Genomic DNA, 26,102 nt, shown 5'->3' with positions numbered 1-26,102 from the left:
GGACAGCTTAGACCTCATTTTAAAAACTGGTTATTCTTAAAGTGATATTCTCAACTGAAATTTTTCATTCTTAATAGCTGTTTGTATTTAACATTATATTCGGTTACGATCTATTTTTAAAGATTTTATGGCTATTGATAAAGATTTTATGGCTATTGAAACTGGTTTGAAACAAATTTCCAGGAAAAATCTAATTTTTAGTTTCTCTTGATTTCAGAAAAGACAGGTACGATTTAAATAAGTGTTAAGAGATATTAACCCATAGATAAATTTAGAAATTTGTCAGAAAATCAGAAACCCTTAAGAAAATATCTGTGAGGAAAAATGATTCCTGAAAAAAAGAATGTGTCGGATTTTCCCACAAAAAATAGAAATATAGAAATTTTCTCCATGCCAGGGCTGTCTGTAAACCTTCAGCAGCGTGAGGGGAAAGCCGTAAAACTTACAGCAAGCGGACCATTGAAATCTGCATGCAGCCCTGTGTTGAAAAAGATAAATTCACGCCTGCAGGAAGAAAAGCCGGCTCTTGTACAGGAAGATAGCTTTGTCCCCTCAGCCTGGCTGCCTCCGATACCAGGCCCTGCTTTCAAACGGCTTATTTTTGCAGAAGTCCAGATAGCTATGGGAAAATATATCCCTGAAACCGTTACCATTGAAATCACCCGCCAGAACAGCTCAAGGTATCCACCAGGTACAGTTGATGATGAGCTGGATACGGATACGATAAAAAGAGTGATAGATGAAGCCCTGGACCTTGGTACACTGATAATCAGTTTTACTGAAAATGACCCTCTACTACGTAAAGAGATCTTTGAACTTGTCGAATATGTGGATAAAAAACGCGCTATAGTTAACTGCTCTACCTGGGGTACGGACTTTTCAATAGAAACTGCTCTCCGTTTGAAAGAAGCAGGTCTTCACTCTCTGATGATCGGCGTTTATTCGACTGATCCTCAAAAACATGATTCGGTCCGAAAATCTGAAGGTTCGTACGACAGAGCGATCTCAACCATAAAACTTGCTCTCGAAGCAGGGCTTCTGGTTGTAATGACAACTCACGCCTCTCCCTCAAATATGAAGGAACTTCCTGCTCTCTACGCACTTGCATCGGAACTCGGGGTACACGAGTTTTCCGTCTGGGAATCAATGCCGAAAAGAAGAGGCGAGTCTGTAATTACCGATAGGGACCGGAGAACAATCCTTGAAATGTATCACAGAATTAACTCTGCTCCAGAGGGGCCGCGCATGTTTTCAAATACCTATTTCGAAGGGCAGATGATGGGTGCGATGGCAGGCAGGCGCTGGATGCATGTAACCGTGGACGGAGATGTTAAACCAAGCCCATATCCCCCCTTCAGGTTCGGGAATGTAAAGGAAGTGCCCTTAAAAGAAATCTGGCAGAGAATCAGGAGTTATCCTTATTTCCAGCGGCAGAAGAATATAAGCCCCATGCATGACCCTGAGTTTATGGATCTTGTAGATAAAATTCCAGTAGAAGCAAAGCTTCCCTATCCCTTTGAAGAGATTTGCGGTAAATAACCTCAGGGTAGTCTGCTGTCTGAACTTTCATTTATGCTAGCTTTTCTCTGTTACTTTATGCGACTTAGCCCGAAACTCATTCGGCAGATAAATCCTGATCTAATAATCTCTTAACTTCCTTTAAAAAGGATTTAAGAGTTTTAAGATCATTTTGCAGGACTCCATATACCTGATTAAGGTCTAGCTGCCAGTATATATGGACAAGGACATTTCTGAACCCAGCCAGATCCGAGAGCTCTTCAGCAAGATTCTCTGAGATCAGTCCGGCCTGACCTAATATTTCAAAAGTTTCTCTGTATGTTGTGGGTTTTCCCAGTCCCTCTTTAGCTATCAAACCGGTAGCTATATCTATAGCAGCCTGAATGCTGACCAGCATTGCGTGAAGAACCATATTCCTTTTATCTCTATCTATCTTCAGCTCTTCCAGCGATATACTCTGGTATCTTTGCCAGTCTTTCTGGGATTCATCAAGCTCTCTTAAATGGGCCAGTGTTCTCATTTTAGACCCTCGCCAGAAACTCCTTATCTATTAAATCATACATGTACTTCAGGTCCAGATAAGCCGAGATTACTTCAGATTCGTAATCTATTCTGCTGGATTCGTCCCTGGAGAAGATAACTTGTCCTTTTTTGAGGACTTCAAACTGAAACTCTATCGGGGAATTGTTTAGTATTTTTACATCAAATTCAAATCTGGGCTTGATATGTCTTTCCAGTTTACCCGCAACTTTTAAAGAAAATTTAAGGCTTTTGTAGGGGTCTAAACTTTCAGACAGGAGCAGAGCTACATCGATATCATTGAAATCTTCTTTTTCAAGGAATGACCCGAAGATATAGGCTGTATTTACTTCTTTCAATCCGGCTAAAATCCTGCTTATGTCTGCCAGAAATGAACTCTTATCCATCTCACTACAATTGAGCTTTTGAATATATATTTCTGGGGGTTAGAATCTAAAACTGAGAGAAAATTTCCATCGATAGTAGTGGAGCTCTTCTATAACTCTAACAGAAAACAGATTGATCACTCTTATTTTTAGGAATCTTTTAGAAATCAGCAAAAAAGGATTAAAAGCTTCCTTAAATGGCATTAAGAAAGTACATGTAAAGGAATGTTATTAAAGTAATGTTAATTTCTGGAACTGATGCCAGAAGATAAACATTTACATATGAGCAGGTATTTTTAAAGAGCGATTTAACCGGAACAAAGCTTACGCTTTATTTATGCTACCCTTATTAGCAAGAAAAACTGCCTGCAGTATTTTCCGGAAAAGGCAGCCCATGAGGGACATTATGGATAATAAAATTGACCCGTGGAGTTCAAGCAATATTACTGATTACTCCAAGTTATTCGAAGAATTCGGGATTTCTCCTTTTGAAAACATACTTCCGGAAATTCCGTCTCTTCACAAGTACATGCGGAGGAGAATAATCTTCGGGCACCGTGATTATGAACAGATTGCAGAGGCCATGCGGACAGGTGCCCCTTTTTCAGTTATGGACGGCTTCATGCCTTCAGGGAAAGTCCACCTGGGACACAAAATGGTAATGGACCAGATTGTATGGCACCAGGAAAAAGGAGCTTCAGCCTTTGTAGGGATTGCGGACAGGGAAGCCTTTTCAGTGCGCGGCTTTTCCTGGCAGAAGTGCAGAGAAATCGGGGTAGAAGAATACATTTTAAGCCTTATCGCCCTCGGTTTCAAGCCTGACGGCCTCATTTACTTCCAGTCGGGATGCGGAAGTGTTAAAGACCTTGCATTCGAACTGGGAGCAAAAGTCAATTTCTCGGAACTGAGTGCTATCTACGGCTTTTCAGGAGAAACAAGTCTCTCTCACATGCTCAGCGTAGCAACCCAGGCTGCAGATATCCTCCAGCCCCAGCTTGAAGAGTTCGGAGGACCAAAACCGGTCGTAGTTCCGGTAGGTCCCGATCAGGATCCTCACCTCCGCCTTACAAGGGGGCTTGCAGGCAAAATGAATATGTTCAGGGTGGAGGAAAGGGAAACAGCAGAAGGCTGGAAGTACCTCAGCATCCGGGGAAAAGGAGCCCCGAAGGAAGCTTTACAGGAACTTAAAAAACGCATTCCCGGGAAAGTGAAACTCTATGAAGAGCACATCGATATACTCCAGACTCCTGACTACGCATTCCTTGAAAGGTTTGTTTTACAAATAAGCCAGCCTGAGAAAAGGAAGTATTTTACGGACCAGATTCAGGAAATCGCTAAGTTTGCAAATGCGGCTAAACCATCTGAATTTTTAGATTATGAAAAATACTTCGTTTTTAGAAAAACATGGAAACTTACCAGAAAGATACTGGAAGAAGTTGTAGCAGAAGTTGCAGCCGAGTTTGATGGTTATGCTTTCATTCCCCCTGCATCTACCTATCACCGCTTCATGAGCGGGCTGCAGGGGGGGAAAATGTCAAGCAGCATCCCTGACAGCCATATTGCTCTTACGGACGACCCGAAGGAAGGAGCAAAAAAAGTAAAGAAGGCAAAGACAGGGGGATGCATGACCCTTGAAGAGCAGAAAAAACTGGGTGGAAAGCCCGATGAATGCTCTGTCTTTGAACTTTTACTCTTCCACCTGATAGAAGATGACGAAGAACTGCTGGAAATCAGGGAGGAGTGCGTCTGCGGAACAAGAATGTGCGGTTCATGCAAGCAGCTTGCAGCTGAAAAAATGCAGGAGTTCCTCAAAGACCATCAGGAAAAGCGGGAACTTGCAAGAGAACATCTGGATGAATACAGGATCATCTACAAAAAATAAATCATACATTAACTCATGAATCTTTAGTAAAATTATGAATCTCCAGTAGAATCCGAATCTACAATAAGTTCATCAAACTCTAAGTCAAATTTCAATGCCAAGGTCTTAAACTTTCAGGATTTGCAGGATATGACAGTTATGAGTATTCAGGATAACCTCACAATCAATGAAAAAAAGGTTTTGCTCGCCCTTGATGAGCTCAGGTCGGCAGCCCCGGATAAGCTTGAAGAGAAGTCAGGGCTGCAGGTAGATGCAGCAATGCAAGCTGCTTTCATGCTTCAGGAAAAAGAGCTTGCTTCCGTTTCCGAAAAGGTGCTCGAACGCTATTCGCTTACAAAGGAAGGACAGGAATATACAAAAACCGGACTTCCGGAGCGCCAGATTATTGATGCTCTTAAAATCCCTACCTCTCTTGAAGAGCTGAGGAGCCGTTTCTCTCCGCAAACCGTAGGAATTGCTACCGGCTGGCTCGTAAAAAAGGGATGGGCAAAAATAGAAAACGGAGTTATGGTACCTTCCGGAGAAACTCCTGCAGGTAAAGATGAAAAAGCCCTTGCAGCTTTCTCAGGAAAAGCAAAAACCCTTGAAGAACTTGGAGCCGACGAAGGGACTGTAAAGGATCTGCTCAAACGTAAACTTGTCGTGAAGCATGAAGAGAAATTCAGGACAGTTTCAATAACAGATGCAGGAAGCGCTCTTGCTGCTCAGGGGCTTGATCTTGAAGAAGAAATTGCCCAGCTCACCCCCGAACTGCTGAAGAGTGGAGCCTGGAAAGGGAAAAAGTTCAGACCCTACAGGCTTGACATCACTCCGAAGCCCCTTTACGGGACCAAAATTCACCCTTACAGGCGCCTTATTGAACAGATGCGCCAGATTTTCCTGGAAATGGGCTTTACCGAGATCAAAGGCGGTATAATTCAGAGTTCTTTCTGGAACTTCGATGCCCTATTCCAGCCCCAGGACCACCCTGCCAGGGACATGCAGGACACATTCCACCTGGGCAGCACCTGCCAGATTCCAGGAGAATTCTCGGATAAAGTGGCAGCAATGCATGAGAGCGGAGGAGATATTGATTCCTGCGGCTGGGGAGGAATATGGGACAGAGAACTTGCCGGGCGCAACGTTCTCAGGACTCACACCACCTCCGTGACCATAAAATATCTTGCAGACAACCCGGAGCCGCCAGTAAAAGCTTTCTGCATTGACAGGGCTTACCGCAGGGAAACAATTGACCCGACACACACGCCTGAGTTCGAGCAGCTTGAAGGTGTGGTCATGGATAAGGATATGTCTTTTGCAGACCTTCTCGGCCTCCTTGCAGAGTTCTACCACAGGATGGGATTCGAAGAAGTCCGCTTCCGCCCTGGATATTTCCCATATACGGAACCAAGCGTGGAACCTGAAGTTTATGTAGACGGGCTCGGTTGGGTTGAACTAGGAGGCGCAGGCGTTTTCAGGAAAGAGGTCACAGAACCTCTGGGCATCAAAGCGCCCGTCCTTGCCTGGGGGCTTGGAGTAAGCCGGCTCGCTATGCTAAAACTCGGGCTTAAAGACCTGAGGCTTCTTTATCAGTCTGATATTGACTGGCTCAGGAAGAGCGAAGTTTGCAAGATTTAAAAATAAAAAAAATCAAAAGTAATTCGGCTGTAAAAACTGTCTGTTCCAGCGAGCAGGCAGTTTCTTTCTTGTATTTTGATTTTTGTATTTTAATTTGTTTATTTTGATTTGTTTATTTTGGTTTTCATTGCCAGAAGATTGAGATTTTGATATTCAATTTTGCTGGTGAGGTCGAAGATTTCTTATTAATTTGCTCGAAAATATTTCTCATTAATTTGCTCGAAAATAGCTGGCTCAGCCGATTCAGTCATGCTCTGGCGTAAGAAAAGTTAGGCGAACATGCACAGTTAATTATATTTTTTCCGCAAAAACGATCCGTTCAACCGGCGTAGAAGCAAGTTCCCGGCCGGTAGGCCTGATATACCTCTCAGCAAGTTCCTCGTAACCGACGTGCTCGACTACCTTCCAGCCGTACCTTTCAAGAAAATCCGGCCACTCTTCCGGATCCATTCCGAAAAGCCAGATCTTATCCCTTACGTACTTTTTGTAAATATTCTCCCAGCCGTACATAATCCGGCCATCAAGAAAGTCTTTGCGAATATATGTGAAAGCCAGAAGGCTGCCATGCCCGGCTTTAGCCAGAAAATCAAAAGTCGCTCTGATTCCGGTTTCAGTCAGATACTGTGTAACAGCCTCCCAGATGAAAAATGTCCGCATATCCTCGGAGTAGCCATAAGACGCAAGAACAGAGCCCAATTCTTCCCTATCCAAATCTATCGACACAAGACTGACATGGGACGGGACTGCTCCGAACAATTTACACAACCGGTTCCGCTTGGACTTAATGTTTTCAGGCTGATCGACCTCCCAGACTGGCATGTTAGATAGAGCTGGCAACCTGTATGCCCGGGTATCAAAGCCCGCACCCAGGTTCACAACCGCATTAACCTGATTGGCCGACTCGACTAACTTCTCGTCTATGTACCTTTTTCTGCACAGCATACCACCCCAGAGACCGGGAGTGTTATTCCTGGTAACCCGGATCATCCGATTTCTTAACGAGTTAAACCGCATCAGCCATACGATAGATCTCATGCCGAAAGGCAGTATTCGATAAGCCACGTCATCTTCGATGATGCGTTGCTTCTCAGGAAAATATTGCTCGAGAGCAACCATTGCTGTTGGGCTCATCCCTGTTTTAGCTGCAGCTTTTGCCATGATGCCTCTCTTATTTTAAGTCAGCATATACATTTAATTTTGTTATCATGCGGATCTCATAGAAAAATAAATGTTAAGTAACTCTGAAACATTATTTTTGGCATAAAAATTTAAAACGGAAAACTGGAATATGGGTGGAAAGCCAATTGTGAACGCAAAGAAATACGGAAAAACTGCTAAAGGAGACTGGTTCAGGACAGCTCTTATGCTTTTTTTATTCATTGCAGTGACGGTTCTCTCCTCTATAGTTTTGCTCCCTGATTGCTGGTATCTCTGGTTGCTGATAGTTATCATGGGGATTCTACGGCTCGTGATCTGGCATACCAAAAACTTCGCTTACCTCTGCCCCAAATGCGGCGAGATCTTCGAGGTTTCAGTCCTTAAAAACTTTCTTAGCCCAAACGGTATAAATAGAAAATACCTGAAATGCCCCAGGTGCAGAAGACGGAGCTGGGCTGAGATACTGAGTATCAAATAATGAATAACTAAATAAATAACTAAATCAGGAATTATGGTGCTGCCCCGTTAATTAGTTGATATTTTGCTCTTCTTGTAATTTAACAAATCTGTTAGTGTCCATTTATGTTTAGTAATTCCAGCTTCTTTTGCTGGTGTTTTTCTTTCTGAAACTCCATTTTGTTTTTCTTTAGCTAATCCCCTGTGATCTCTACAAAAGTTAAAATATGTGGAATAAAGCCTGATTTGATTGTATAGACACTTAATTTTCTTTGAAAATCCTATTGTTTTCCTCGAGATCCTGTTATTATCCTGTCTAAACGTTAGATTTTGCCTTTCTAGTAAACTGGTTGATATATCACTATAATCTATATTTTGACCAAAGATAACTCTTTTTTCAATATTCTGAAGCTTACTTCCTTGTTTGTTTTTGATAACCTGAGCATATCTGAGATTTTCATCTGGTATAATTGCTGGTTTTCTAGGTCTTCCTTTCTTTCCTGTTTTAGGAGACTCTACCAATTTACCATATTTTTCCAAAAGAGCTTCAGCATAAAACTTTAATCCGTCTGTAACAAAAAGAGGTTTTAAATTTGAAAGGTGATTATCTGTAATGTTTACTAATTCGGTCGCCACATAATGTTTTCTTGGTCCCAGTACAAAATCAATTATTAACCTGAATTCAGGTGCAAAGCTTACCCACAACCATGCTCCATCATCTTCAATTTCTGTTCTTGGTGTAACTTTTTTTCAACTATTACCCATAGTTCGTCCATCTCAACTTTGCGAATGTTGAGATCTTTCATTAAGTCTTCATTTACAATATCACATTGTTTCGCTGCGCGAAACAACCAGTTACTAACTGTAGCAGGTTGAACTTCCAGTACATCAGAGATTGCTTGTATTGACATTCCTTTGATAGCCATTTTAATGGCTAGTTTGATATCAGATTCATCTTTACGGACATTATCAAAAAAAGTACCTGTTCTGTCATTGAATACTCTGCCGCATTCGCGGCAGATATATTTTCTAACTCGTTTATTCTTGATTTCATAGGTGCCATTGCCTATGATATTTTCTTTTCCAGTAATACCATAGAGTTTACAATCCTTATTAGGACAGAAAACATCGGTAAACTTTGGTTTTGCTCCTCTTTTCCCCATTATATTGATATTATATTTCTCCACGTATATAATATCAACTAAATATAAATGGAGCACCGGAATTATTGTTAATGAAAAATAACTGCTGCTTGAGGAAAAGATAACTGCTGTTTAAGAAGAAAACAACTGTTCCGCTATTTAAGAAGAAAATATCTATTGTTTGGGGAGAGAACAACTATTATTTGAGGGGATGAATAATACTGCTTGTGGAAGCAGGGGGAAAAGAGAGGATTCCTGAAGACAGGCAGGAAAAGATATCAGTGGATAAAGCTGAAGATTTGATAGACAGGAATGAAGGCAGTCTTTACCCTCAAACAGAAAAAAATATTCCCCTTTTACCTCTTCTTGCTGTTAACTTCATAGGAACGCTGGGGTTTAGCATTGTGCTCCCATTCCTTGTGTTTCTGGTAGACAGGTTTGGGGGTAATGCCTTTGTTTACGGGCTGGTAAGTGCTATGTATCCCATATTCCAGTTCATAGGTGCTCCTGCTCTGGGCAGATGGTCTGACATTTACGGGCGCAAGAAGGTTCTTCTCTTATGCCAGGTAGGAACCGTCATATCATGGATTGTCTTTCTCGGAGCTCTTTTTCTTCCGATTGTAACCCTTTTTAAAGTTGACTCTGAAATACTCGGGGATTTCGTATTTACTGTACCTCTTGCAATGCTTTTTGCTGCCAGAGCCCTTGACGGACTTACCGGAGGCGACATATCCGTAGCCAACGCTTATCTCGCAGATATTACTCCAGAGAGGGATAGAAATCGGAACTTCGGAAAAATGGCGATTTCTTCAAATCTAGGATTTATAGTCGGCCCTCTCCTTGCCGGAATTCTTAGCATGACAGAGTACGGAGATATAGCCCCTATCCTTGGAGCAATAATAATCTCAATTGCTGGAACGCTACTCATTATCCTCTATCTCCCTGAAAGCAAAGAATGCTATCTTGCAGAACCTGAAGAAGCTGAAAATATAAGGAAAATAAGGAAAATTTTTGGCTATGAGATAAGGGAATGCAAAACTACAGGAGAGACAGAGAAACCTGACTTCAGGGAGGTTCTGAAACTTTCGAATATACCTTATATGCTTGGCCTTTATTTTCTAATAGATCTGGGTTATAACGTATTCTACACTGCTTTTCCTCTGCATGCAGTCGCATCTCTTAACTGGAGCATTACAGAAATGGGCTTCTATTTTACGGCTTTGAGCGGGCTCATAATAATTGTACAGGGAACTTTGCTTCCCAGGGCTTCGAGAAAGTATTCGGATGCTACCCTCATAATCTTTGGAAGCCTGATGCTTGGCACAAATTTCTTACTAATGATTCCTGGAAAACTCCCTCTGCTCTACTTTGCGACAGGATTTTTCGCGCTTGGAGACGGACTTATGTGGCCCTCTTTTCTCTCCCTTTTATCAAAAGTTGCAGGAGCAAAATACCAGGGCACTGTACAGGGGTTTGGCAGCAGTTTCTCCGGACTTGCCAGCATTACAGGGCTGATCCTTGGAGGTCTCTTATATGAACTGCTGGCAGGAAAAGCCTTTTTGCTTGCAGGCATGGCTATTTACACCGTATTTTTGCTTAATTTCAGGCTCAGGCATTTTGAGAAAGAACTGTAACAGTGAATTGAATTTAAACCCTATTCTGCTTAAGTTTTCAAGAAATAAGTTAAATGAAAGAAAGCAGAAACAAAACTGTTTAAGTAAATTGAGCTGTATATTGACATGTTCAGTTCAAGCTATTTCTAGTTCGAACAATACTCGATTTAGATGAAGACTCCAGAAAGAGTTTAAAGTAAGTAAAGCCACAGCAAAAAAAGCTCCACATAAAAAGCATTAAGATTAAAAAACCGCAACTGAAAACCCCAGAATAATAAAAACTAGAAGCAGGAAATGATAAAATGATCGGAGTATCCTACATATTTTTGATATTTGGATTTGTTCTTGTTTTTTCTTTTATTTTCTGGGTGTGGACCCTTGCCGATTGCCTACGAAAAGAAACAGATGAAGGAAACACGCGCCTTATCTGGGTCATAGTTATTGTTTTTACATATATTGTAGGAGCTCTTCTTTACTACCTTATCAGGCGGCCTAAAAGAGTCAAAGAACTTGGATATACTAAAGGAATTCAGACTATATGAAGAGCCCTGCTCTTATAAAAAGGATCAGAGGATTCCTAAAAAGATCGTTTAATGGCTTAAAGACTATTAGGAGGAATGGATTCTTTTAGCTCCTCCATCTATGAAGCTTTAACCCCTTTAACCATTGAAAATCATACCGATTTCCTCAATCAAATGAGTCAGGCTTAAGCTTACCACTTTATTTTCGTTTTTTTCCCCGTGTATGCCTTGAGATAAATCTCGCTGCTGCGAGCACAGTGGCTGCCAGCGCCAGAAGTTTTCTCAGCTTGAAAAATATTCCTAACACCAAATCACCCCATCTTTAAAGTTCTTGCATTTATTGCTACAATTACGGTACTCAGACTCATGAGAACTGCACCTATAGCAGGGCTCAATAGAATGCCATATCCATAAAGCACTCCTGCTGCAAGCGGAATTGCAAAAACATTGTACCCGGTTGCCCAGAGAAGGTTCTGGTACATCTTGGAATATGTCCTCCTCGAAAGCTCAATGACATACAGCACGTCCCTGGGGTCGTTTTTAACCAGCACGATATCTGCAGTTTCAATTGCGACATCCGTTCCCGCACCTATAGCTATCCCCACATCAGCCTGGGCAAGGGCAGGAGCATCATTAACCCCATCTCCGACCATTCCTGTAACGTACTGTTTCTGGACTTCCTGGACTTTTGCTGCTTTTTCGTGAGGGAGAACCTCTGCAAAATAATCGTCAAGCTCCAGCTCTCTGGAAACCCAGGCAGCAACGAATCTGTTATCCCCCGTAAGCATCAGGCACTTTATTCCCATCCCTTTGAGCTTCAGGACTGCTTCTCTTGATTCTTTCCTGACGATATCGGCAAGGGCAAGGGCTCCAAGTACTCTCTTTCCTTCAAGCAAGAACACAACGGTCTTTCCCTGCTCCTTAATCTTTTCAATCTTCTCGTCTTCCAGGACGATTCCAATTTCTTCAAGATAACCGGGGCTCACTACAAGGTATTTCTTCCCTTCGATTATCCCTTCTATCCCTTTTCCGGGAATGGAGCTGAATTTTTCAACCTGCGAGGGTTCTATCCCTTTTTCTTTTGCACTGTCAATAATCCCTCTTGCAATAGGGTGTTCCGAGATGGCTTCAAGGGAAGCTGCAAGGCCAAGAATATGATTTTCATCATTCCTGTCGTTCGTTTTGTTACCCCCGCCGGAGAGAGATACTATATCCGTTACTCCAAACCTGCCTTCAGTAAGAGTACCGGTTTTATCAAAAATAACAGCTTCAAGGCTTCGGGCTTTTTCAAAAGCCTGCCTGTCCCGGATAAGGAGCCCGGATTTTGCTGCCATTGATGTCGAAACCGCAACCACGAGAGGGATTGCAAGCCCGAGAGCGTGCGGACAGGTGATAACCATTACGGTAACCGCCCTCTCAAGTGCAAAGACCAGAGCCTGCCCGAAAAGAGTCCAGAGGACAAAGGTTAGAGTCCCTACAGTCAGGGCTATGATAGTGAGGTACAGTGCTGCCCTGTTTGCGAGGTCCTGGGTTTTTGACTTGCTTTCCTGGGCTGTCCTGACAAGTTCGACTACCTGATTGAGATAAGTGTCTTTTCCTGTCTTTTTAACCTCCACAACAAAAGCTGCTTCCCCATTAATCGAACCCCCTATGACCTCATTTCCCGGTTTTTTCGTGACCGGCTTTGACTCCCCTGTAAGCATGGACTCATTTACACTGCTCGTCCCTTCAACGACAGTCCCATCAACAGGCACCTTTTCCCCGGGTTTAACCAGGACTTTATCACCGATTTTCAGCTGGTCAACAGCCACATCCACAGTTTCACCGTTTTCCCTCAGGTGGGCGACCGAAGGCATAATCTTTACTAGTTCTTCAAGCGCTCTTGAAGCTCCCATTACAGAACGCATTTCAAGCCAGTGCCCCAGAAGCATGACATCGATAAGGGTTACCAGTTCCCAGAAAAAAACTTCCCCATGAAGCCCGAAAACCACAGCAGAACTGTAAAAATAAGCCACACTGATTGCGATAGCTATAAGAGTCATCATTCCAGGAGACTTTTCAGAAAGCTCCTGTTTTATACCTTTAAGAAACGGATAGCCGCCGTAGAAGTAAACTATCGAAGAAATCAGGAAAACTACAAGATCCGCACCAGGAAACCGAATTTCAAAGTTAAAAAAGTCCTGAATCGTAGGAGAAAGAAGCAAAACCGGAAAGGTCAGTATAAAGGAAACGATAAATCTTCTCCTGAAGTCTTCAAGCATATGGGTGTGATGATTCCCATGCTCTTTTCCTCCGGATGGCACATGCCCTTTATGTCCCATTGTTTCGTGCTGTTCGTGTTTTATCTCCTTATGCTGCCCACGTTTCGTCTCAGGGTGTTGATCGTGTTTCATTCCCTCAAGCGATTCATGCCCCCTGTGTTTCATTTCCCCGTGCTGCCCGTGGTCAAGTGATTTCTCTTCGGTACGTATAGTTTGATCTTCTGGATGGCCTTCAGGTGGCATCTCAGCAGGCTTTTGCCCATCCTCTACATGCAACTCATGTGAATTTCCTGACATTTCCCCGCCGGAGGTATGTTTTTTATCTTGCAGAGGAGGCGTATTTGTTTGAGTTTCAGAACTATCCGTGCCCGTTCCTTTTTCTTTAGCCTGCATATCCCCAATGCCCCTGATTTTAATTTTATTTAAGATATTATAGTTCCTTAATATTATTTTAAAATAAGGGAATCAAATATCCTGAGCCGGAAAACAACAGAAAAAACGCTAAGCATTATTGTAGAACGCGGAAGAAATGAAGAGATATTTCAGTTTATATTTTTTGAGTGTTCACTATTTGAGTGTCTACTATTTATCAGTGTACCATTATTTTCCATTTTTGCAGCTATTGCTATTAAGGTAGGACACTTCTTTAAAGAAAAAGCAATGAATTAAATCACTTGAGATTTCCTCTTGTTCTCTTCTCATTCGCACGTACGAAAATTTTGCTTAATTCACGCAGCCACAGAACTGAACTTGCCACTGCTGCACAGAGAAGCCAATCTCGAAGGCTCAAGCTTATGGTTGAAAAAGCCTGTTGAAGGAACGGGACGTAAATAACCATTACCTGCAGAAAAATGGACAATAGCACCGCTCCCCACAGCCATTTGTTTGAAAATAATCCGACGAATGCGCTCTGTTTGTCAGAACGTGCGTTGAAAACAACGAACATCGAGAAGAAAACTACCGTATTAAAGGCCATTGTCTGCGCGTAACGAAGGTTTCCTGAACCTTCGATTAAACCTCCAGGTAAACTTGCATCGAGTACTAGCAGAGTTCCGGCTGCCATAATTGCGCCGGTAAAGAAATTGCCAGCCCACATGCTGCGAGTGATTACCCCTTCTTCCCTTGGGCGCGGCGGTTCTTTCATTATTCCTGGGTCCGCCGGGTCAATACCCAGTGCAAGCGCTGGGGGACCGTCCGAGATAAGGTTAATCCACAGGATCTGAGTAGCCAGCAGAGGCAGCACTAACCCGTTCTCGCTTTCCGCAGTCAGACCGATCACATCTGCCAGCAGCAAGCCAAAGAACATTATCATTACTTCACCGAGGTTTGATGAAAGTAGATAGCGCAGGAACTTACGGATATTAGAGAAGATTGCACGCCCCTCTTCAACAGCCGCGACAATGGTTGCAAAATTATCATCAGCCAGCACGACATCAGAAGCTTCTTTGGAAACATCTGTTCCGGTAATACCCATTGCCACACCGATATCTGCAGTTTTCAGGGCTGGAGCATCGTTGACGCCGTCGCCCGTCATTGCTACAATAGCCCCTCCGCGTTGTAGAGATTTTACAATCCTGAGCTTGTGTTCGGGATTGACGCGCGCATAGACAGAAACTTCCTGAACCGTCCGGTCGAGTTTTTCCTCAGGCATTTTCTCAAGCTCTGAACCTGTAACGGCCTGACCGTGGGTTGGAATCCCGAGTTCTTCAGCAATAACTGTGGCGGTTTTAGGATGGTCACCTGTGATCATAATTGGACGGACACCCGCAGACATTGCACGCGCAACTGCGTCTTTTGCTTCCCTGCGCGGCGGGTCAATCATGCCGATCAGTCCCAGGAAGACAAGATCTTTCTCGATGTGCTCATCAAACTCTTCCCGCCTCAGCGCATCCTTTGGAAGCGTGCGGAAAGAAACGGCAAGTGTTCGTAAAGCTTCACCAGCGAGTTCTTCATTACTCTTCAAAATTTCTGCGCGACGTTCCTCAGTAAGAAGTTTGATTTCATCTCCTACAAGCTCCTGAGTGCAGCGGGAGAGCAGTACATCTGGTGCTCCTTTGGTGAAAGCGAGAAGCCGTTCCTCTACCTCGGTATCGCTATGGACCGTACTCATCAGCTTGCGCTCTGAAGAGAAGGGCACCTCCCCTATGCGTACCAGCCGCGCATTGAGCACCTCAGCTTCCAGTCCGGCTTTGCGTGCTGCGACAATTAATGCCCCTTCGGTCGGATCCCCGTGCACCGCCCAGCGCTCATTGCGTTCATGCAGTACAGCATTGCTGGCGCGGTCAGCGGCTGCAAGTGCACGCACGAATTCGAACTGGAGCGCACCATCAATATTCCCTCCTCCTTCCCTGTGAACCTCACCTTCGGGAGAATAACCCGTACCTTCTAAATTAACGCGCCCACTAGCTGTAATGACTGCAAGTACAGTCATCTCATTCTTTGTGAGCGTACCAGTTTTATCGGAGGCAACAACATTAGCCGAGCCAAGAGTTTCAACAGCCGCTAGATGACGTACGATGGCGTTTTTCTGTGCCATGCGTTTCACTCCAAGAGAAAGAACAACTGTCACCACTGCAGGCAGGCTTTCAGGCACCGCCGCAACCGCAAGAGCCACGCCTAAAATGAGGATGTCAAAAAGGGCTGAGAAACCTCTCACGTCTTCGACTAAAAGTATTGTTGTGATTATCACGACTGCAATAGCAATAACGGCTACTCCGAGAAGTTTGCCAACGCGATGAAGTTCCTTTTGCAGCGGCGTAGTCTCTATGGGCGTTTCTTTGAGCATCCCTGCAATGCGTCCCATCTCAGTCTGCATTCCCGTTGCCGTAACTACCGCACGCCCGTGCCCGTAAACAGCCACAGTACCGCTAAAAACCATATTGTCACGATCGCCCGGTCCGACCTCTTCCTCAATAGGCAGTTCATCTTTTAAAACAGGCAGGCTTTCACCTGTCAGCGCTGCCTCGGCTGTTTGAAGAGCAATTGATTGAATCACCCGGGCGTCCGCCGGGACAGTATTCCCTTCTTCGATAATGATTATGTCACCGGGAACAACCTCGGTTGCTGGAACACTCTGCCGTTTACCGTCCCTAACAACGTTTGCCTGTGCTGCTGTCATCTGGCGTAGCGCAGCCATTGCTTCTTCTGCTCGTGCCTGCTGAACATAGCCCATGATCGCATTGAGCAGTACGACAGCAAAAATAGCAATTGCCTCATAAGGCAATGCAGAATCGCGCTCGTACAGCCACAGTCCTGCCGAAATTAATGTTGCTATAAGCAACAGGATAACGAGAATATCTTGAAATTGCGCCAGGAATTTTCTCCATGCAGGCACAGGTTTCTCTACCATAAGTTCATTTCTACCGTACTTATCGAGTCTTCCCCGTGCCTCCCCTTCACTCAAACCATTCCGTGAATCCGTGTTGAATTCGGTTAATACTTCCGTAGCAGTCTGTCGATAAGGAATAATCTCGTCCGGCTGGATGGCCATGGCACCCCTCTATTTATTTTTGTCCTATACTCCTTATATCCGGTCTTTACATAAAGTTGTGATTTTTATAAATTTCATTGTACTGGCAGGATACGAAAAATTTAGTCCTCAAACATCTGAAAATGGTTTTGATAATTGAAAATTGGAAAAAAGAAATCTTTGCTGAAGAACTGGTTCTAAAACCAATTAAATCAGCTTTAAAAGTCGAAGATGATCGGTAAAGATTTACCAGATAATTCAGTCTAAACTAATGATAATTCTTTATTGCAGAATCCCTCATTTTAAGAATCCCTGCGCATTTTAGAAGTTATATATGCACCTGGTCTCTTTGATGACTTTACCACTATTATCCTTTTCTAAGAATCTCATGATTTCTTTATCGTGGTAAATAATTGTCTTGCAGTAAGGGCACGGTTCTGAGTTTTTGTACGTTATTGCACGCTTAAACGTTTCTGCATCTTCAAATTGAGCAATTTTAGAGCTAAACCATTTTCTACAGTTTGGACACCTAACTTCACAGATTTTTATCTCGCTCATTTTTCCCATCACTTTAAACTTAATTTCACATTGTATAGAGTATCACTAACCTAATATATAAAGTAACGTGACAAATATTAGTCATTTTGCGGCAGTAAAAGGATAGAGTCTCCCAATACATATATCCAGGACATACAAAAAAAATAATTATTAGATATTTTCGTCCGGCTACCAAAGAAAAAAATAAAGGATAAGATATAAAGAAAGATTCAAATATTAGATAAAGTAAGCCAGTCGAAATTTAAAAGTTCTTTTCATTGATTTTTAATAGTCGTTTTTAAAATATTTTAATATGATGGTATAGATGAACCTGCACCAGCCCGGCTGGGTAATCGGGACAGGTTCTTTACAGATGCCTTTATTTTTTCTTTGCTGTGCTGACTCCAAGAATAGCATAGGGAGTGCAGTGCCTCAGAATTGAGCTATAAAGGCCCGTAAAAGCTATCAGGGCAACAATCCATTTCCAGGGTGATCTTCTTACAGTGCCTGTTGCCAGCGCAAGGACTGCAAGTATTCCATATATCGTCCTGAAAAGAAGATCAAAGCCTCCTACGTTCTCTTCCAGAAACAATTTTTTAAGATTCATCGGACAAAACCCCTTATAAACCCTCTTACATACTTATAGACCCCCGTAATATATAGCATTATTCCGTTTAGGTTCTATGTATTTCCGTTTGTTATTCTGTTTGTGAAGATTAGTTCCTGACAGCATCTAAGAAATTTCTGTGGAAAATCCGAAAATTCCTAAAAATCGCAAAATATATAACAAGAAATGAGTAGGTTTCTAACTATGCCCGAGATAAGAATCGACAGATCCCTTTCATATATCGAAGGCACGCAGCGCGTGTACGATGAAGCTACAACCCTTGATAACACAAAAGATCAGATAAAAAAGATAGGAGTTACCCGAATTGCAGACATTACAAACCTGGATAGGTTAGGAATTCCCATATTCTCTGCAATCCGTCCCAGTGCTGCTCCGGGTGCGATTAGCATTTACTCAGGCAAAGGTTCAACCGAACAGAGAGCCCGGATTTCTGCAATAATGGAAAGCTTTGAACGCTGTCTGGCAGAAAGACCAGGACTGAACGCAAACATTGCAGGTGGCATTTCAGCTCCCGCTCTTGTTGAATCTTATCTGAATGCTAAGGAAGAACACACTGTGCTTGACCCAGGCTCCCTGCTCCTGTCCCAGCCCTATAACCCCAGTTCTCTTATCGAATGGGTAGGGGCATACGATTTGCTGAAAAAAGAAGAAATTTTTGTGAGTGCAAATGCGGTGTACCACCCTTATGACGGCCCGGGCCAATGCCAGAGATTGTTCCTGAGCAACACCAACGGGCTTGCTTCAGGGAACGTGCTTGAAGAAGCTATCCTCCACGGGCTGCTTGAGGTTATAGAAAGGGACGCAATAAGCACAGCCCAGTTTACCAGGGACCTTGGGAAGGAGATCATACTTGCCGAAGAAGATGGATACCTGTATGAGCTTGCCCGGAAATTCAAAGACGCCGGGATAGAACTTAAAGTCTGGCTTGTCCCGACCGACACAGGAATACCTACCATAATTGCGGCAACTGATGATGTAAAATTGAAAGATCCTGCTCTCCTGGTCATGGGGGCAGGTTCCCACCTGAAACCCGAGATTGCAGTTGCAAGAGCAATAACCGAAGCTGCACAGTCGAGGGTTGTCCAGATTCAGGGCGCAAGGGAAGACACTGACAGGGAAGGCATAATCCGAAGTGTAGGCTATGACCGCATGAAGCGCCTGAACTGGTTCTGGTTTGAAGAGGGAGAAAAGATTTCCCTTTCTGAAGTTCAGGATCTCTCTAAAAAGAGCCCCGCAGAAAATATTGATGTAATTCTTGAAAAACTGAAAGGCCTTGCCGAGCGGGTGCTTGTTATTGATCTCTCAAGAGAAGAAGTTGCAGTACCTGTGGTTAGAGTAATCATTCCGGGTTTTGAACTTTTCACAATAGACCGCGACCGTAAAGGAAAGAGAATCAATGTAGGAAAGAAGAGAGAGTTCTCCCGAGATAAAAACGACAAGCCGTGGAAAAGAAGATAAAATCACGAAAAAATGAAGCCGTGAAAAGAAGATGAAAGAAAAGGCAGTTATCTTTACCGGGAACAGCATAAGCCATGAGGATGCAAAAAAAATCCTCACGGCAAACTACCAGCCGCCTGTGCGCAGGTTCCAGCTCGAAAAATTTGTTCAGCAGGGGTATAAGGTCATTGGAATAATAGATGGAATTTTCTTTGACCGTGCTGCTGTCGGGCACAGGGAAATAATTTCTGCACTTAACACAGGAGTAAAGGTTGTTGGCGGCGCAAGCATGGGAGCTCTCAGGGCTTCCGAACTGGACATACACGGCATGACCGGTATAGGAAAAGTTTATGAGTGGTACAGGGACGGAGTTATTGAGTCTGATGACGAGGTAGCCGTAAGCACCAATCCTGATACTTTTGAACCCATTTCAGTGCCTCTGGTAAACATTCGGGAAACACTTAAAGCCGCTATGGCTGCCGGGATTATAAACGGAAGAGAGCATGAAGGTCTTCTGGAGCTTGCAATCAATACTTACTACCCTGACCGGAGCTATCTGGGACTTACAAAAGAGGGAGCTAAAAAAGGGCTGATCCCTGAAGAAAAAAGGAAGAAACTGCTTGATTTTTGCATAAACAGCGGAATCGACGTAAAAAGGCAGGATGCAGTCCTTGTACTGGAGACCGTAAAAAAGCTGGTTCAAAAGACTGAGGTTTAAGTTTCCTTAAATTAGCATTTTTTTCTTCAATTAGGCTTCTTTCAGTTTTCCAATATTTATTTTCTCCCGTTTTTCGGCCAGCCAGCCATCCATGCCGAAAACCTTTAAAAGAGGAGAGGTTTTTTTTCTCGGTCTCTCCGATATCTCTCTAAGTATGTCATGCTATTGACACCTACAAAAGACGTTCCCGCATGATCCGCCGGGAATCCATATCCCTGACGTGTGATATCCTTCTTCTTTGAAACTATGGATGCAGCCGCTTTCTAAAGAAAAAAGGGCAATAATTGACATCAAAATAAGTATCCGCGCCGGATTGGCAATCCATTTTTCTAAAATTTATCCTTTTCTACATTTAATGTGTTAAAAGGTACTCTTATTCCTTTCGAATACACTTTTATGTTCCTTTGTAAATAAATTGATAAAATTATTAATATGAACACATCAATAATCAGATAGGGAATAAAATGAGGTAGTTAGAGCATAGAGAGCAAGTTTAAATGGTTCTCATGATCTATGGTCTGAAACTACCGGAAACCCACAAGCCTGTAAAAAGGATAAAATTCCGGAATACATGATACAGATTCAGAAACAATAAATTTAGAACAAGGGGTAAACATGGACGAAAACATTGAATGTAAATTGCGAAGACAGATATTGATCGCCACAGACGGTTCAGAGACCGCAAACGAAGCTGCAGATTTCGGGATAGAGATGGTCGGGTGCAGTGGGGCAAAAATATATGCCGTATATGTCATTGATACGTCACCTTATCGCTCAGTTTCGCTTGATAAAATCTGGTCAAAAGAGACTCTTGAAGAATTCGAGAAAACGGGGCATGAAGCGACCTCTTATATAGAGAGAGTCGGAAAAGCTGCCGGAGCTGAGGTTGAATCCAGAGTCCTTAAAGGAAATCCGGCTGAAAAAATCATAAGTTTTGCAGAGGACAATAATATCGATATGATTATAGTGGGATCATTTGGAAAAGGCAGGTATGAACGTGCTGTGCTTGGAAGCGTGTCTGAAAAAATAATAAAGCACGCAAAGGTCCCAGTCCTGGTTGTCCGGGAAAGGCACAGAAGTGATAAAAAATTGATACAGGCATAATCTTATTTTAAACAAACAATAAAACGATCTGATCCTGCCTTGAGGTAATTAATTCAGGATCAGATCGTGAAATTAAAGACCAATTTAATCAGGGGTAAATGGGGAGGAGAAAGGGTGTGGGGAGAGATCTTTACGGAAGGATCCTTACCGCTATGATGTCTCGGCAGCATACTTGAAAAGGTTATCAGAAATGCGAAGGTTCCGGTATATCTCGTACATGGTAAGAAGTGAAAAGTACGAAAACCGGAATATTGACGCTAGTTTCAAAATCCAAATTTTGCTTGAGTTCTATTTTTGAGCAGTTAAACTTTCGGTTACGAGAGTTACTATAAAGAAATTAAAATTTGTTAGCGACAAAATAGGGCCTGATATTGGCTCAAGAATAAATATAGGATGTGGGGTAAGTATGGAAGAGGGTGGTGAGATTAAATGTACACCAGTCAGAAGAATTCTGATTGCTACAGATGGTTCGGTAGCCGCTGAAAGAGCAGTGAATTGCGGAATAAAAACTGTAGGATTGAAAGGAGCAAAGGTCTATGCCGTATATGTTATTGACATAACTCCTTATAAATCAATTATAATGGATGAATCCTGGGAAAATGAAACCTATGAGAAGCTTTCGAAAAACGGCCTTAAAGCAACTTCCTATGTAGAAAAAATTGCAAAAGATGCAGGGATGGAAGCAGAGTCTGTAATTCTTAAAGGGAATCCGGCTGAGGAAATTCTGAACTTTGCAGAGAAGCAGGAAATTGATATGATTGTCGTAGGCTCACATGGAAAAAGTGCAATCGAACGTTTCACAATTGGGAGCGTATCCGAAAAAGTTGTGAGGAATGCAAAAGTTCCTGTACTGGTTGTACACAGTAAAGGGCCCTGGATTGTTTAAAGTATATTAGATTTGAAGCAAAGTTTTCTTGGGAGATTACGGAAAATACGATTTACAGAGGCACGGAAGGATATGAGAAAAAGATCGCAAGCATCCTCCCTAATTAATGTGATTTTTTAAGGAACAGGAATTAATCTCCTAATTATTTTGTACTTACATTACTTTATCCTGTATTACAGTTTTTTTGGAACCTGTATTCTTATTGTTCTTATATTACAGCGATTCCCAGAGATCTGTCGAGTCTTCCGGAAAGAATTGGGCCGTAAAAGATTCTTGATTTCGTTATAAAACTCTTTTTTTGAGGGACAAAAGAGACAGGAAAAATCCTGCAATACTTCACAGTAGAAATTATTCCCGTCCTCTGCTCTCCGGTAGCCTGCGAGTTTTAAGCTTTCTATAAATTGTTTCAAGCTCCTGTTTCAGGAAGTTTACCTTTCTTTCAAATAACTCCGCTTCAGACTCAGCCTGTTCCTGATACGTCACGGGATAGTATCCATTATGTATGTTCCTATCAGATTCTTCGGAACTCTCCAGTTCGGAAGTTCTTTTGCTTCTGAAATTATGCCCTGCCCTGTCACTCACCCTTTGTCTGCAACAGGTTTTACTTCCTGAGTTTCTTCCCGCTTTAGCAGATGAGCTTTTTGTGTACCCTTGAGTGTCGTTACCTGTACAGCGTTCAAGGCACCTGCCTGTATTTAATCCCTTGAACAGCGGGTCTGTCCTGTTTCCACATGGCACCTTTAAAAACTCCTTTCTTTTTAGTTTCTTTTTAGTTAAAATTAATTTGAATATGGTCTGGTTCGAAATTATCGTTTCATTACCATTACCTGAATTATCCGGAATTATATTTGTTCAGAGATTTCACTCACTCTTCCTGTTGCTTTAACGGTTATTTTCTAACCATTGTAGCCCCGCATTTTTCGCACTTCATCTCAATACAGGGCACTCCTGCCCTATGTGATGTTTCGTACCCACATTCAGGACACATGCATATCCCTCCCGGACCGCCAGTTCCTCCTTTGCCCCTGCACTGGCATTTATCTTCGCGGTTTATTTCAACGCCTAGCCCTTTACCATCCGGGCCGCTTCCATCTCCTCCTGGCATTCTGTAATTTCCTCCTTCAATTTTCACTGATTTTCCATAGACAAAGGCTTCAGTCACTTTTTCAAGTGCTCTTTTAAGCGTCCTCTGAAAAGTAGATTGGTGAACATCCATACGGGCTGCAGCCTCGGTCTGGGATAAATTTTCCAGGAAACTGAGTCTCATGGCTTCGAGTTCGTCAACTGTCAGGACTGTTCCTGCAAAGGCACCTTCTTCCAGATCTTCTGGTCTGAAATGCCTTAGCTGGTGTTCAAAATTCACCATTTTTCTTTTCCTTGGGCGCACCATTATGCATTATTATGCAAAAAGACCTACATATAATTACCTGAATTCTTTCCTCCAGGAAGAAGGGAAAAAACAGAATAAAAAAATCCTGAGGTCAGTTATTAATACATTAAGCCTGAAAAGCACCGTAAATGTCAAGCAACCTGGAACCCGGTATTGTTAAAAATGGCTTCTGCTGGCTTTCTACCCAGAAAATAGATTCAGTAAAGGAACTTGCCAGTACAGTGTCTGCTCACGCTGCATGGGGGCTCAAGAACCCCTATGTTACCCATTTGATTCTTAAAATGGAATGCGACTCATGGAATTTTTCAATAAGGGACACGGCAAGAGCATGTTCAGCCCTTTCGGCTGAAGGAATTATATTCAGGGCACCGGAGAAATGGCTTCTTGCCAGGAAAAAAGGGAGCTCGTGGAACGAAGATGTCTATGATACTGCATACAGTATTGGAGCTCTTGCTGATATGGAAGTTCCTGACAGGGAAGGCTGTGACTGGTTATACAAAAACTATGGTCCTGCATGGGAGCAGGTCGGCACCACATCCCTCATAATCTCAGCTCTCAAAAAACAGGAGAATCTAACCGAAAGCAGGGATTTTGAAGAATTTATCCGCGAAAGGGCTGAATGGATCCTTTCAAAAAGAGGGCAGGACGGAGGCTGGGAACATATTTCTACGAGTAACCTGGTAATTCAGGCATTGCTCCTTGCAGGCTTCAAAAAAGAACTTGAAGTTTCTATCCACTGGCTCCTTGAAAAGGCCCGCCAGAGCGGAGCCTGGGGAAATAAAAGGGACGACATAAACGCAACCGCCCTTACTCTGACTACACTCGGAATGTATGAGCGGTCGTAAACAGGAAAACTTGATTTATTTCTTTATCCGTTTTGTTTTTGCTCAGGGGTTTTATTCGCCTGCCTCAGCCGGGTTTTATAACATTAAGTATAAATTACTTTATTCCTCAGCTTTTATAAATATATTGCCACGTGGAGCTGTTTTCCAAAAACTATAAATTAAAACATGGATTCTGGTGATTTTTCACCAATAAACATATATATCAAATAAAGATATTTATCTTATCAATTAAGATTGCTATAAAGAAAAAAAACAACTAAGGGATCTTTATTCTGTTTTGTCAAGGAGGAAACCTGATCATGTAGATCGAATGGACTCTAAATCCGTTCAGCCGGGTTAGATTCCCGGGGTTTCCGCCACGTTTCTGAATCCCGGAATGGCACTTGCATAACATTCCACTGAGATTTTTTATAGAATCAGGAAGGGTTTCCGGAGTCTATAAACTGTTTCTATCTACTGGGATATTCATTTCTTTTCCGGGTAGCTGTCAGCAATTGCTGACTCCACGCTTATGTTTTGTAAGCCGGGGTTCTGAATACTGTTCTTGGAAATTATCCGGGTTTTAGTTCACCGAGGGGTAACACTATGGATAAAAAACCATTAAGCACTCTGATATCTGCAACCGGGCTCTGGATGTCCAGGACCGGAACAATTCATAAAATCAAGAACCACGAAGTCTCACGAAGCAAGATCTATATTGAAATGGCATGTGGAGACAGGCTTGTTGTAAACAATTCCAGGAGCAGCAGGACTGCAAGGGCGCTCAGACACCACAAATATAAAAAGACCTGTAGACACTGCAGGGTTTCGGACGAGGATATTAATAACTTCCTGACAAAGGCAAGCGAAGCTCAGGCCAGCGTGAAAGTCAAGGTTGTTTCTGTTCCAAGTAAAACTAAAAAAGCAATGCCTAAATCCGTTGCAAGAGCCCCAAAGCCTCTTGAAACTACAGCAACGATACAGGCTGCTTCTTCTAAACCTCAACCTGCCCCCGCTACACCGGTTTCTGCACCTGAATCTGTTTCCGCACCAGCATCTGTTTCCGTCTCAGCAGCAAGCTCTCCTTCGGCAACACCTGCAGTATCAAAGGGGATGGCAAGCCCTGCGACCACTGCAGCCCCTGTTCAGGCAAGCGCTCCTGCGCTTACAAAGAGCCAGATTGACAGGCTTGAAGGCCTGTTAAGCCCGGAAGACGAGATTTCTTTAAACTCAGGAACGCCTTTCAGGGAACTTGAGTCCCGGCTTCTTTCCAGGAGAAAAAAGGACCTGCAGCAAATCTATGCCGAAGAACGAGAGAATTACCTGGGAAAACTGGAGCGCGATATTACAAAATTCTTTGTTGACAGAGGTTTTCTGGAAATTAAGTCCCCTATTCTGATTCCAGTTGAATATATCGAAAGGATGGGCATTGATAATGATACAGAACTTTCCAAGCAGATATTCAGGGTAGATAAGAACTTCTGTTTAAGGCCTATGCTTGCCCCAAACCTTTACAATTACCTGCGCAAGCTTGACAGGGCTCTGCCCGACCCGATAAAAATCTTCGAAATTGGCCCCTGCTACAGAAAGGAGTCTGACGGCAAAGAGCACCTTGAAGAGTTTACCATGCTGAACTTCTGTCAGATGGGGTCTGGCTGCACAAGAGAAAACCTTGAAGGCATAATCACGGATTTCCTTAACCACCTTGGAATCGATTTCGAGATTGTGGGCGATTCCTGCATGGTGTATGGGGATACCCTTGATGTGATGCATGGCGACCTTGAACTTTCCTCTGCGGTTGTTGGTCCCATACCGCTTGACCGGGAATGGGGCATTGATAAGCCGTGGATAGGTGCAGGTTTTGGCCTTGAACGCCTGTTAAAGGTTAAGCATAACTTCAAGAATATCAAGAGGGCGGCAAGGTCCGAATCTTACTATAACGGAATTTCTACAAACCTGTAATCTGGAAGTTTTCGAAGGAAGGCATGTGAGGACTTAACAGGATATCGGTTAAAGATATCAGAACAGCAAAAGCG

General features: G+C 43.0%; 21 protein-coding genes and 1 pseudogene. 12 read left to right on the top strand and 10 right to left on the bottom strand.

Annotated elements, in window-relative coordinates:
• The first annotated feature begins 324 nt into the window (after window positions 1–324).
• Window positions 325–1,539 carry a radical SAM protein gene (locus RSJ42_RS16810; RefSeq protein WP_410508384.1) on the top strand — a complete coding sequence of 405 codons (1,215 nt, stop codon included), beginning with the start codon at window positions 325–327 and terminating at the stop codon, window positions 1,537–1,539.
• Between the two features lie 76 nt (window positions 1,540–1,615).
• Here RSJ42_RS16810 and hepT read toward each other — a convergent pair whose 3' ends face one another.
• On the bottom strand, window positions 1,616–2,038 hold the full coding sequence (gene hepT / locus RSJ42_RS16805; protein WP_410508383.1) for a type VII toxin-antitoxin system HepT family RNase toxin: 423 nt from the start codon (window positions 2,036–2,038) through the stop codon (window positions 1,616–1,618).
• A gap of 1 nt (window position 2,039) precedes the next feature.
• A complete protein-coding gene (mntA, locus tag RSJ42_RS16800; protein WP_410508382.1) occupies window positions 2,040–2,444 on the bottom strand; it encodes a type VII toxin-antitoxin system MntA family adenylyltransferase antitoxin in 405 nt (134 codons plus the stop codon).
• 385 nt (window positions 2,445–2,829) lie between these two features.
• Between mntA and RSJ42_RS16795 the strand changes: the two genes are divergently transcribed.
• A complete protein-coding gene (locus RSJ42_RS16795) occupies window positions 2,830–4,305 on the top strand; it encodes a tryptophan--tRNA ligase (protein ID WP_410508381.1) in 1,476 nt (491 codons plus the stop codon).
• A 138-nt stretch (window positions 4,306–4,443) separates the two neighbouring features.
• Window positions 4,444–5,922: a phenylalanine--tRNA ligase subunit alpha gene (locus RSJ42_RS16790; RefSeq protein ID WP_410510404.1), complete on the top strand. Its 1,479-nt coding sequence runs from the start codon at window positions 4,444–4,446 to the stop codon at window positions 5,920–5,922.
• Between the two features lie 291 nt (window positions 5,923–6,213).
• Here the strand turns inward: RSJ42_RS16790 and RSJ42_RS16785 are convergent, their stop codons facing one another.
• Window positions 6,214–7,080, bottom strand: coding sequence for a class I SAM-dependent methyltransferase (locus RSJ42_RS16785; RefSeq protein ID WP_011033415.1), 867 nt, complete (start codon window positions 7,078–7,080; stop codon window positions 6,214–6,216).
• 130 nt (window positions 7,081–7,210) lie between these two features.
• On the opposite strand from RSJ42_RS16785, the gene RSJ42_RS16780 reads away from it, so the two are divergent.
• Complete coding sequence (locus RSJ42_RS16780) at window positions 7,211–7,558, top strand: hypothetical protein (protein WP_410508380.1); 348 nt, start codon at window positions 7,211–7,213, stop codon at window positions 7,556–7,558.
• A 47-nt stretch (window positions 7,559–7,605) separates the two neighbouring features.
• On the opposite strand, the pseudogene RSJ42_RS16775 reads toward RSJ42_RS16780, so the two are convergent.
• Window positions 7,606–8,699: pseudogene (locus tag RSJ42_RS16775) on the bottom strand (IS1 family transposase).
• A 278-nt stretch (window positions 8,700–8,977) separates the two neighbouring features.
• Here RSJ42_RS16775 and RSJ42_RS16770 point away from each other — a divergent pair.
• Together RSJ42_RS16770 and RSJ42_RS16765 are read left to right on the top strand one after the other, a co-directional pair.
• Window positions 8,978–10,312 carry an MFS transporter gene (locus RSJ42_RS16770; protein ID WP_011033411.1) on the top strand — a complete coding sequence of 445 codons (1,335 nt, stop codon included), beginning with the start codon at window positions 8,978–8,980 and terminating at the stop codon, window positions 10,310–10,312.
• A gap of 281 nt (window positions 10,313–10,593) precedes the next feature.
• Window positions 10,594–10,833 carry a PLD nuclease N-terminal domain-containing protein gene (locus tag RSJ42_RS16765; RefSeq protein ID WP_011033410.1) on the top strand — a complete coding sequence of 80 codons (240 nt, stop codon included), beginning with the start codon at window positions 10,594–10,596 and terminating at the stop codon, window positions 10,831–10,833.
• Between the two features lie 290 nt (window positions 10,834–11,123).
• On the opposite strand, the gene RSJ42_RS16760 is transcribed toward RSJ42_RS16765, so the two are convergent.
• The 4 genes from RSJ42_RS16760 to RSJ42_RS16745 all read right to left on the bottom strand — a co-directional run bounded on the left by RSJ42_RS16760 (window position 11,124) and on the right by RSJ42_RS16745 (window position 17,686).
• On the bottom strand, window positions 11,124–13,466 hold the full coding sequence (locus tag RSJ42_RS16760) for a heavy metal translocating P-type ATPase (RefSeq protein WP_410508379.1): 2,343 nt from the start codon (window positions 13,464–13,466) through the stop codon (window positions 11,124–11,126).
• Window positions 13,467–13,743: 277 nt separating this feature from the next.
• Entirely contained in the window at window positions 13,744–16,563 is a 2,820-nt protein-coding gene (locus RSJ42_RS16755) for a cation-translocating P-type ATPase (RefSeq protein ID WP_410508378.1), read from the bottom strand.
• 300 nt (window positions 16,564–16,863) lie between these two features.
• Window positions 16,864–17,109 carry a hypothetical protein gene (locus tag RSJ42_RS16750; RefSeq protein WP_410508377.1) on the bottom strand — a complete coding sequence of 82 codons (246 nt, stop codon included), beginning with the start codon at window positions 17,107–17,109 and terminating at the stop codon, window positions 16,864–16,866.
• Window positions 17,110–17,458: 349 nt separating this feature from the next.
• Window positions 17,459–17,686 carry a DUF2892 domain-containing protein gene (locus RSJ42_RS16745; RefSeq protein WP_410508376.1) on the bottom strand — a complete coding sequence of 76 codons (228 nt, stop codon included), beginning with the start codon at window positions 17,684–17,686 and terminating at the stop codon, window positions 17,459–17,461.
• A gap of 204 nt (window positions 17,687–17,890) precedes the next feature.
• Here RSJ42_RS16745 and RSJ42_RS16740 point away from each other — a divergent pair, with 204 nt between their 5' ends.
• The 4 genes from RSJ42_RS16740 to RSJ42_RS16725 all read left to right on the top strand — a co-directional run bounded on the left by RSJ42_RS16740 (window position 17,891) and on the right by RSJ42_RS16725 (window position 21,852).
• Complete coding sequence (locus tag RSJ42_RS16740; protein ID WP_410508375.1) at window positions 17,891–19,165, top strand: YcaO-related McrA-glycine thioamidation protein; 1,275 nt, start codon at window positions 17,891–17,893, stop codon at window positions 19,163–19,165.
• Between the two features lie 31 nt (window positions 19,166–19,196).
• The gene (locus RSJ42_RS16735; protein WP_410508374.1) at window positions 19,197–19,862 is read left to right on the top strand and encodes a TfuA-related McrA-glycine thioamidation protein; all 666 of its coding nucleotides are present in this window, start codon (window positions 19,197–19,199) and stop codon (window positions 19,860–19,862) included.
• Window positions 19,863–20,477: 615 nt separating this feature from the next.
• Window positions 20,478–20,966, top strand: coding sequence for a universal stress protein (locus RSJ42_RS16730; protein ID WP_410508373.1), 489 nt, complete (start codon window positions 20,478–20,480; stop codon window positions 20,964–20,966).
• A gap of 406 nt (window positions 20,967–21,372) precedes the next feature.
• Complete coding sequence (locus tag RSJ42_RS16725; protein ID WP_410508372.1) at window positions 21,373–21,852, top strand: universal stress protein; 480 nt, start codon at window positions 21,373–21,375, stop codon at window positions 21,850–21,852.
• 348 nt (window positions 21,853–22,200) lie between these two features.
• On the opposite strand, the gene RSJ42_RS16720 is transcribed toward RSJ42_RS16725, so the two are convergent.
• A complete protein-coding gene (locus tag RSJ42_RS16720) occupies window positions 22,201–22,590 on the bottom strand; it encodes a DUF5320 domain-containing protein (RefSeq protein ID WP_410508371.1) in 390 nt (129 codons plus the stop codon).
• A 151-nt stretch (window positions 22,591–22,741) separates the two neighbouring features.
• Entirely contained in the window at window positions 22,742–23,218 is a 477-nt protein-coding gene (locus RSJ42_RS16715; protein WP_410508370.1) for a DUF134 domain-containing protein, read from the bottom strand.
• A gap of 152 nt (window positions 23,219–23,370) precedes the next feature.
• Here RSJ42_RS16715 and RSJ42_RS16710 point away from each other — a divergent pair, with 152 nt between their 5' ends.
• Window positions 23,371–24,087, top strand: a complete 717-nt coding sequence (locus RSJ42_RS16710) for a hypothetical protein (RefSeq protein ID WP_410508369.1) — start codon at window positions 23,371–23,373, stop codon at window positions 24,085–24,087.
• A gap of 585 nt (window positions 24,088–24,672) precedes the next feature.
• Window positions 24,673–26,028: a pyrrolysine--tRNA(Pyl) ligase gene (gene pylS / locus RSJ42_RS16705; RefSeq protein ID WP_410508368.1), complete on the top strand. Its 1,356-nt coding sequence runs from the start codon at window positions 24,673–24,675 to the stop codon at window positions 26,026–26,028.
• Window positions 26,029–26,102 lie beyond the last annotated feature (74 nt).

Origin of the sequence: Methanosarcina hadiensis (assembly GCF_046529725.1) — an archaeon.
In the GTDB taxonomy this organism is placed as follows: Archaea; Halobacteriota; Methanosarcinia; order Methanosarcinales; family Methanosarcinaceae; genus Methanosarcina; species Methanosarcina hadiensis.
Note: the sequence above shows the minus strand (reverse complement) of the source record. Positions and strands in the feature narration are given on the sequence as shown.

Bases quoted from the DNA above. Each gene is read 5' to 3' on its own strand.
- RSJ42_RS16810 (WP_410508384.1), top strand. From the start codon at position 325: ATGATTCCTGAAAAAAAGAATGTGTCGGATTTTCCCACAAAAAATAGA.
- hepT (WP_410508383.1), bottom strand. From the start codon at position 2,038: ATGAGAACACTGGCCCATTTAAGAGAGCTTGATGAATCCCAGAAAGAC.
- mntA (WP_410508382.1), bottom strand. From the start codon at position 2,444: ATGGATAAGAGTTCATTTCTGGCAGACATAAGCAGGATTTTAGCCGGA.
- RSJ42_RS16795 (WP_410508381.1), top strand. From the start codon at position 2,830: ATGGATAATAAAATTGACCCGTGGAGTTCAAGCAATATTACTGATTAC.
- RSJ42_RS16790 (WP_410510404.1), top strand. From the start codon at position 4,444: ATGAGTATTCAGGATAACCTCACAATCAATGAAAAAAAGGTTTTGCTC.
- RSJ42_RS16785 (WP_011033415.1), bottom strand. From the start codon at position 7,080: ATGGCAAAAGCTGCAGCTAAAACAGGGATGAGCCCAACAGCAATGGTT.
- RSJ42_RS16780 (WP_410508380.1), top strand. From the start codon at position 7,211: ATGGGTGGAAAGCCAATTGTGAACGCAAAGAAATACGGAAAAACTGCT.
- RSJ42_RS16765 (WP_011033410.1), top strand. From the start codon at position 10,594: ATGATCGGAGTATCCTACATATTTTTGATATTTGGATTTGTTCTTGTT.
- RSJ42_RS16760 (WP_410508379.1), bottom strand. From the start codon at position 13,466: ATGCAGGCTAAAGAAAAAGGAACGGGCACGGATAGTTCTGAAACTCAA.
- RSJ42_RS16755 (WP_410508378.1), bottom strand. From the start codon at position 16,563: ATGGCCATCCAGCCGGACGAGATTATTCCTTATCGACAGACTGCTACG.
- RSJ42_RS16750 (WP_410508377.1), bottom strand. From the start codon at position 17,109: ATGGGAAAAATGAGCGAGATAAAAATCTGTGAAGTTAGGTGTCCAAAC.
- RSJ42_RS16745 (WP_410508376.1), bottom strand. From the start codon at position 17,686: ATGAATCTTAAAAAATTGTTTCTGGAAGAGAACGTAGGAGGCTTTGAT.
- RSJ42_RS16740 (WP_410508375.1), top strand. From the start codon at position 17,891: ATGCCCGAGATAAGAATCGACAGATCCCTTTCATATATCGAAGGCACG.
- RSJ42_RS16735 (WP_410508374.1), top strand. From the start codon at position 19,197: ATGAAAGAAAAGGCAGTTATCTTTACCGGGAACAGCATAAGCCATGAG.
- RSJ42_RS16730 (WP_410508373.1), top strand. From the start codon at position 20,478: ATGGACGAAAACATTGAATGTAAATTGCGAAGACAGATATTGATCGCC.
- RSJ42_RS16725 (WP_410508372.1), top strand. From the start codon at position 21,373: ATGGAAGAGGGTGGTGAGATTAAATGTACACCAGTCAGAAGAATTCTG.
- RSJ42_RS16715 (WP_410508370.1), bottom strand. From the start codon at position 23,218: ATGGTGAATTTTGAACACCAGCTAAGGCATTTCAGACCAGAAGATCTG.
- RSJ42_RS16710 (WP_410508369.1), top strand. From the start codon at position 23,371: ATGTCAAGCAACCTGGAACCCGGTATTGTTAAAAATGGCTTCTGCTGG.
- pylS (WP_410508368.1), top strand. From the start codon at position 24,673: ATGGATAAAAAACCATTAAGCACTCTGATATCTGCAACCGGGCTCTGG.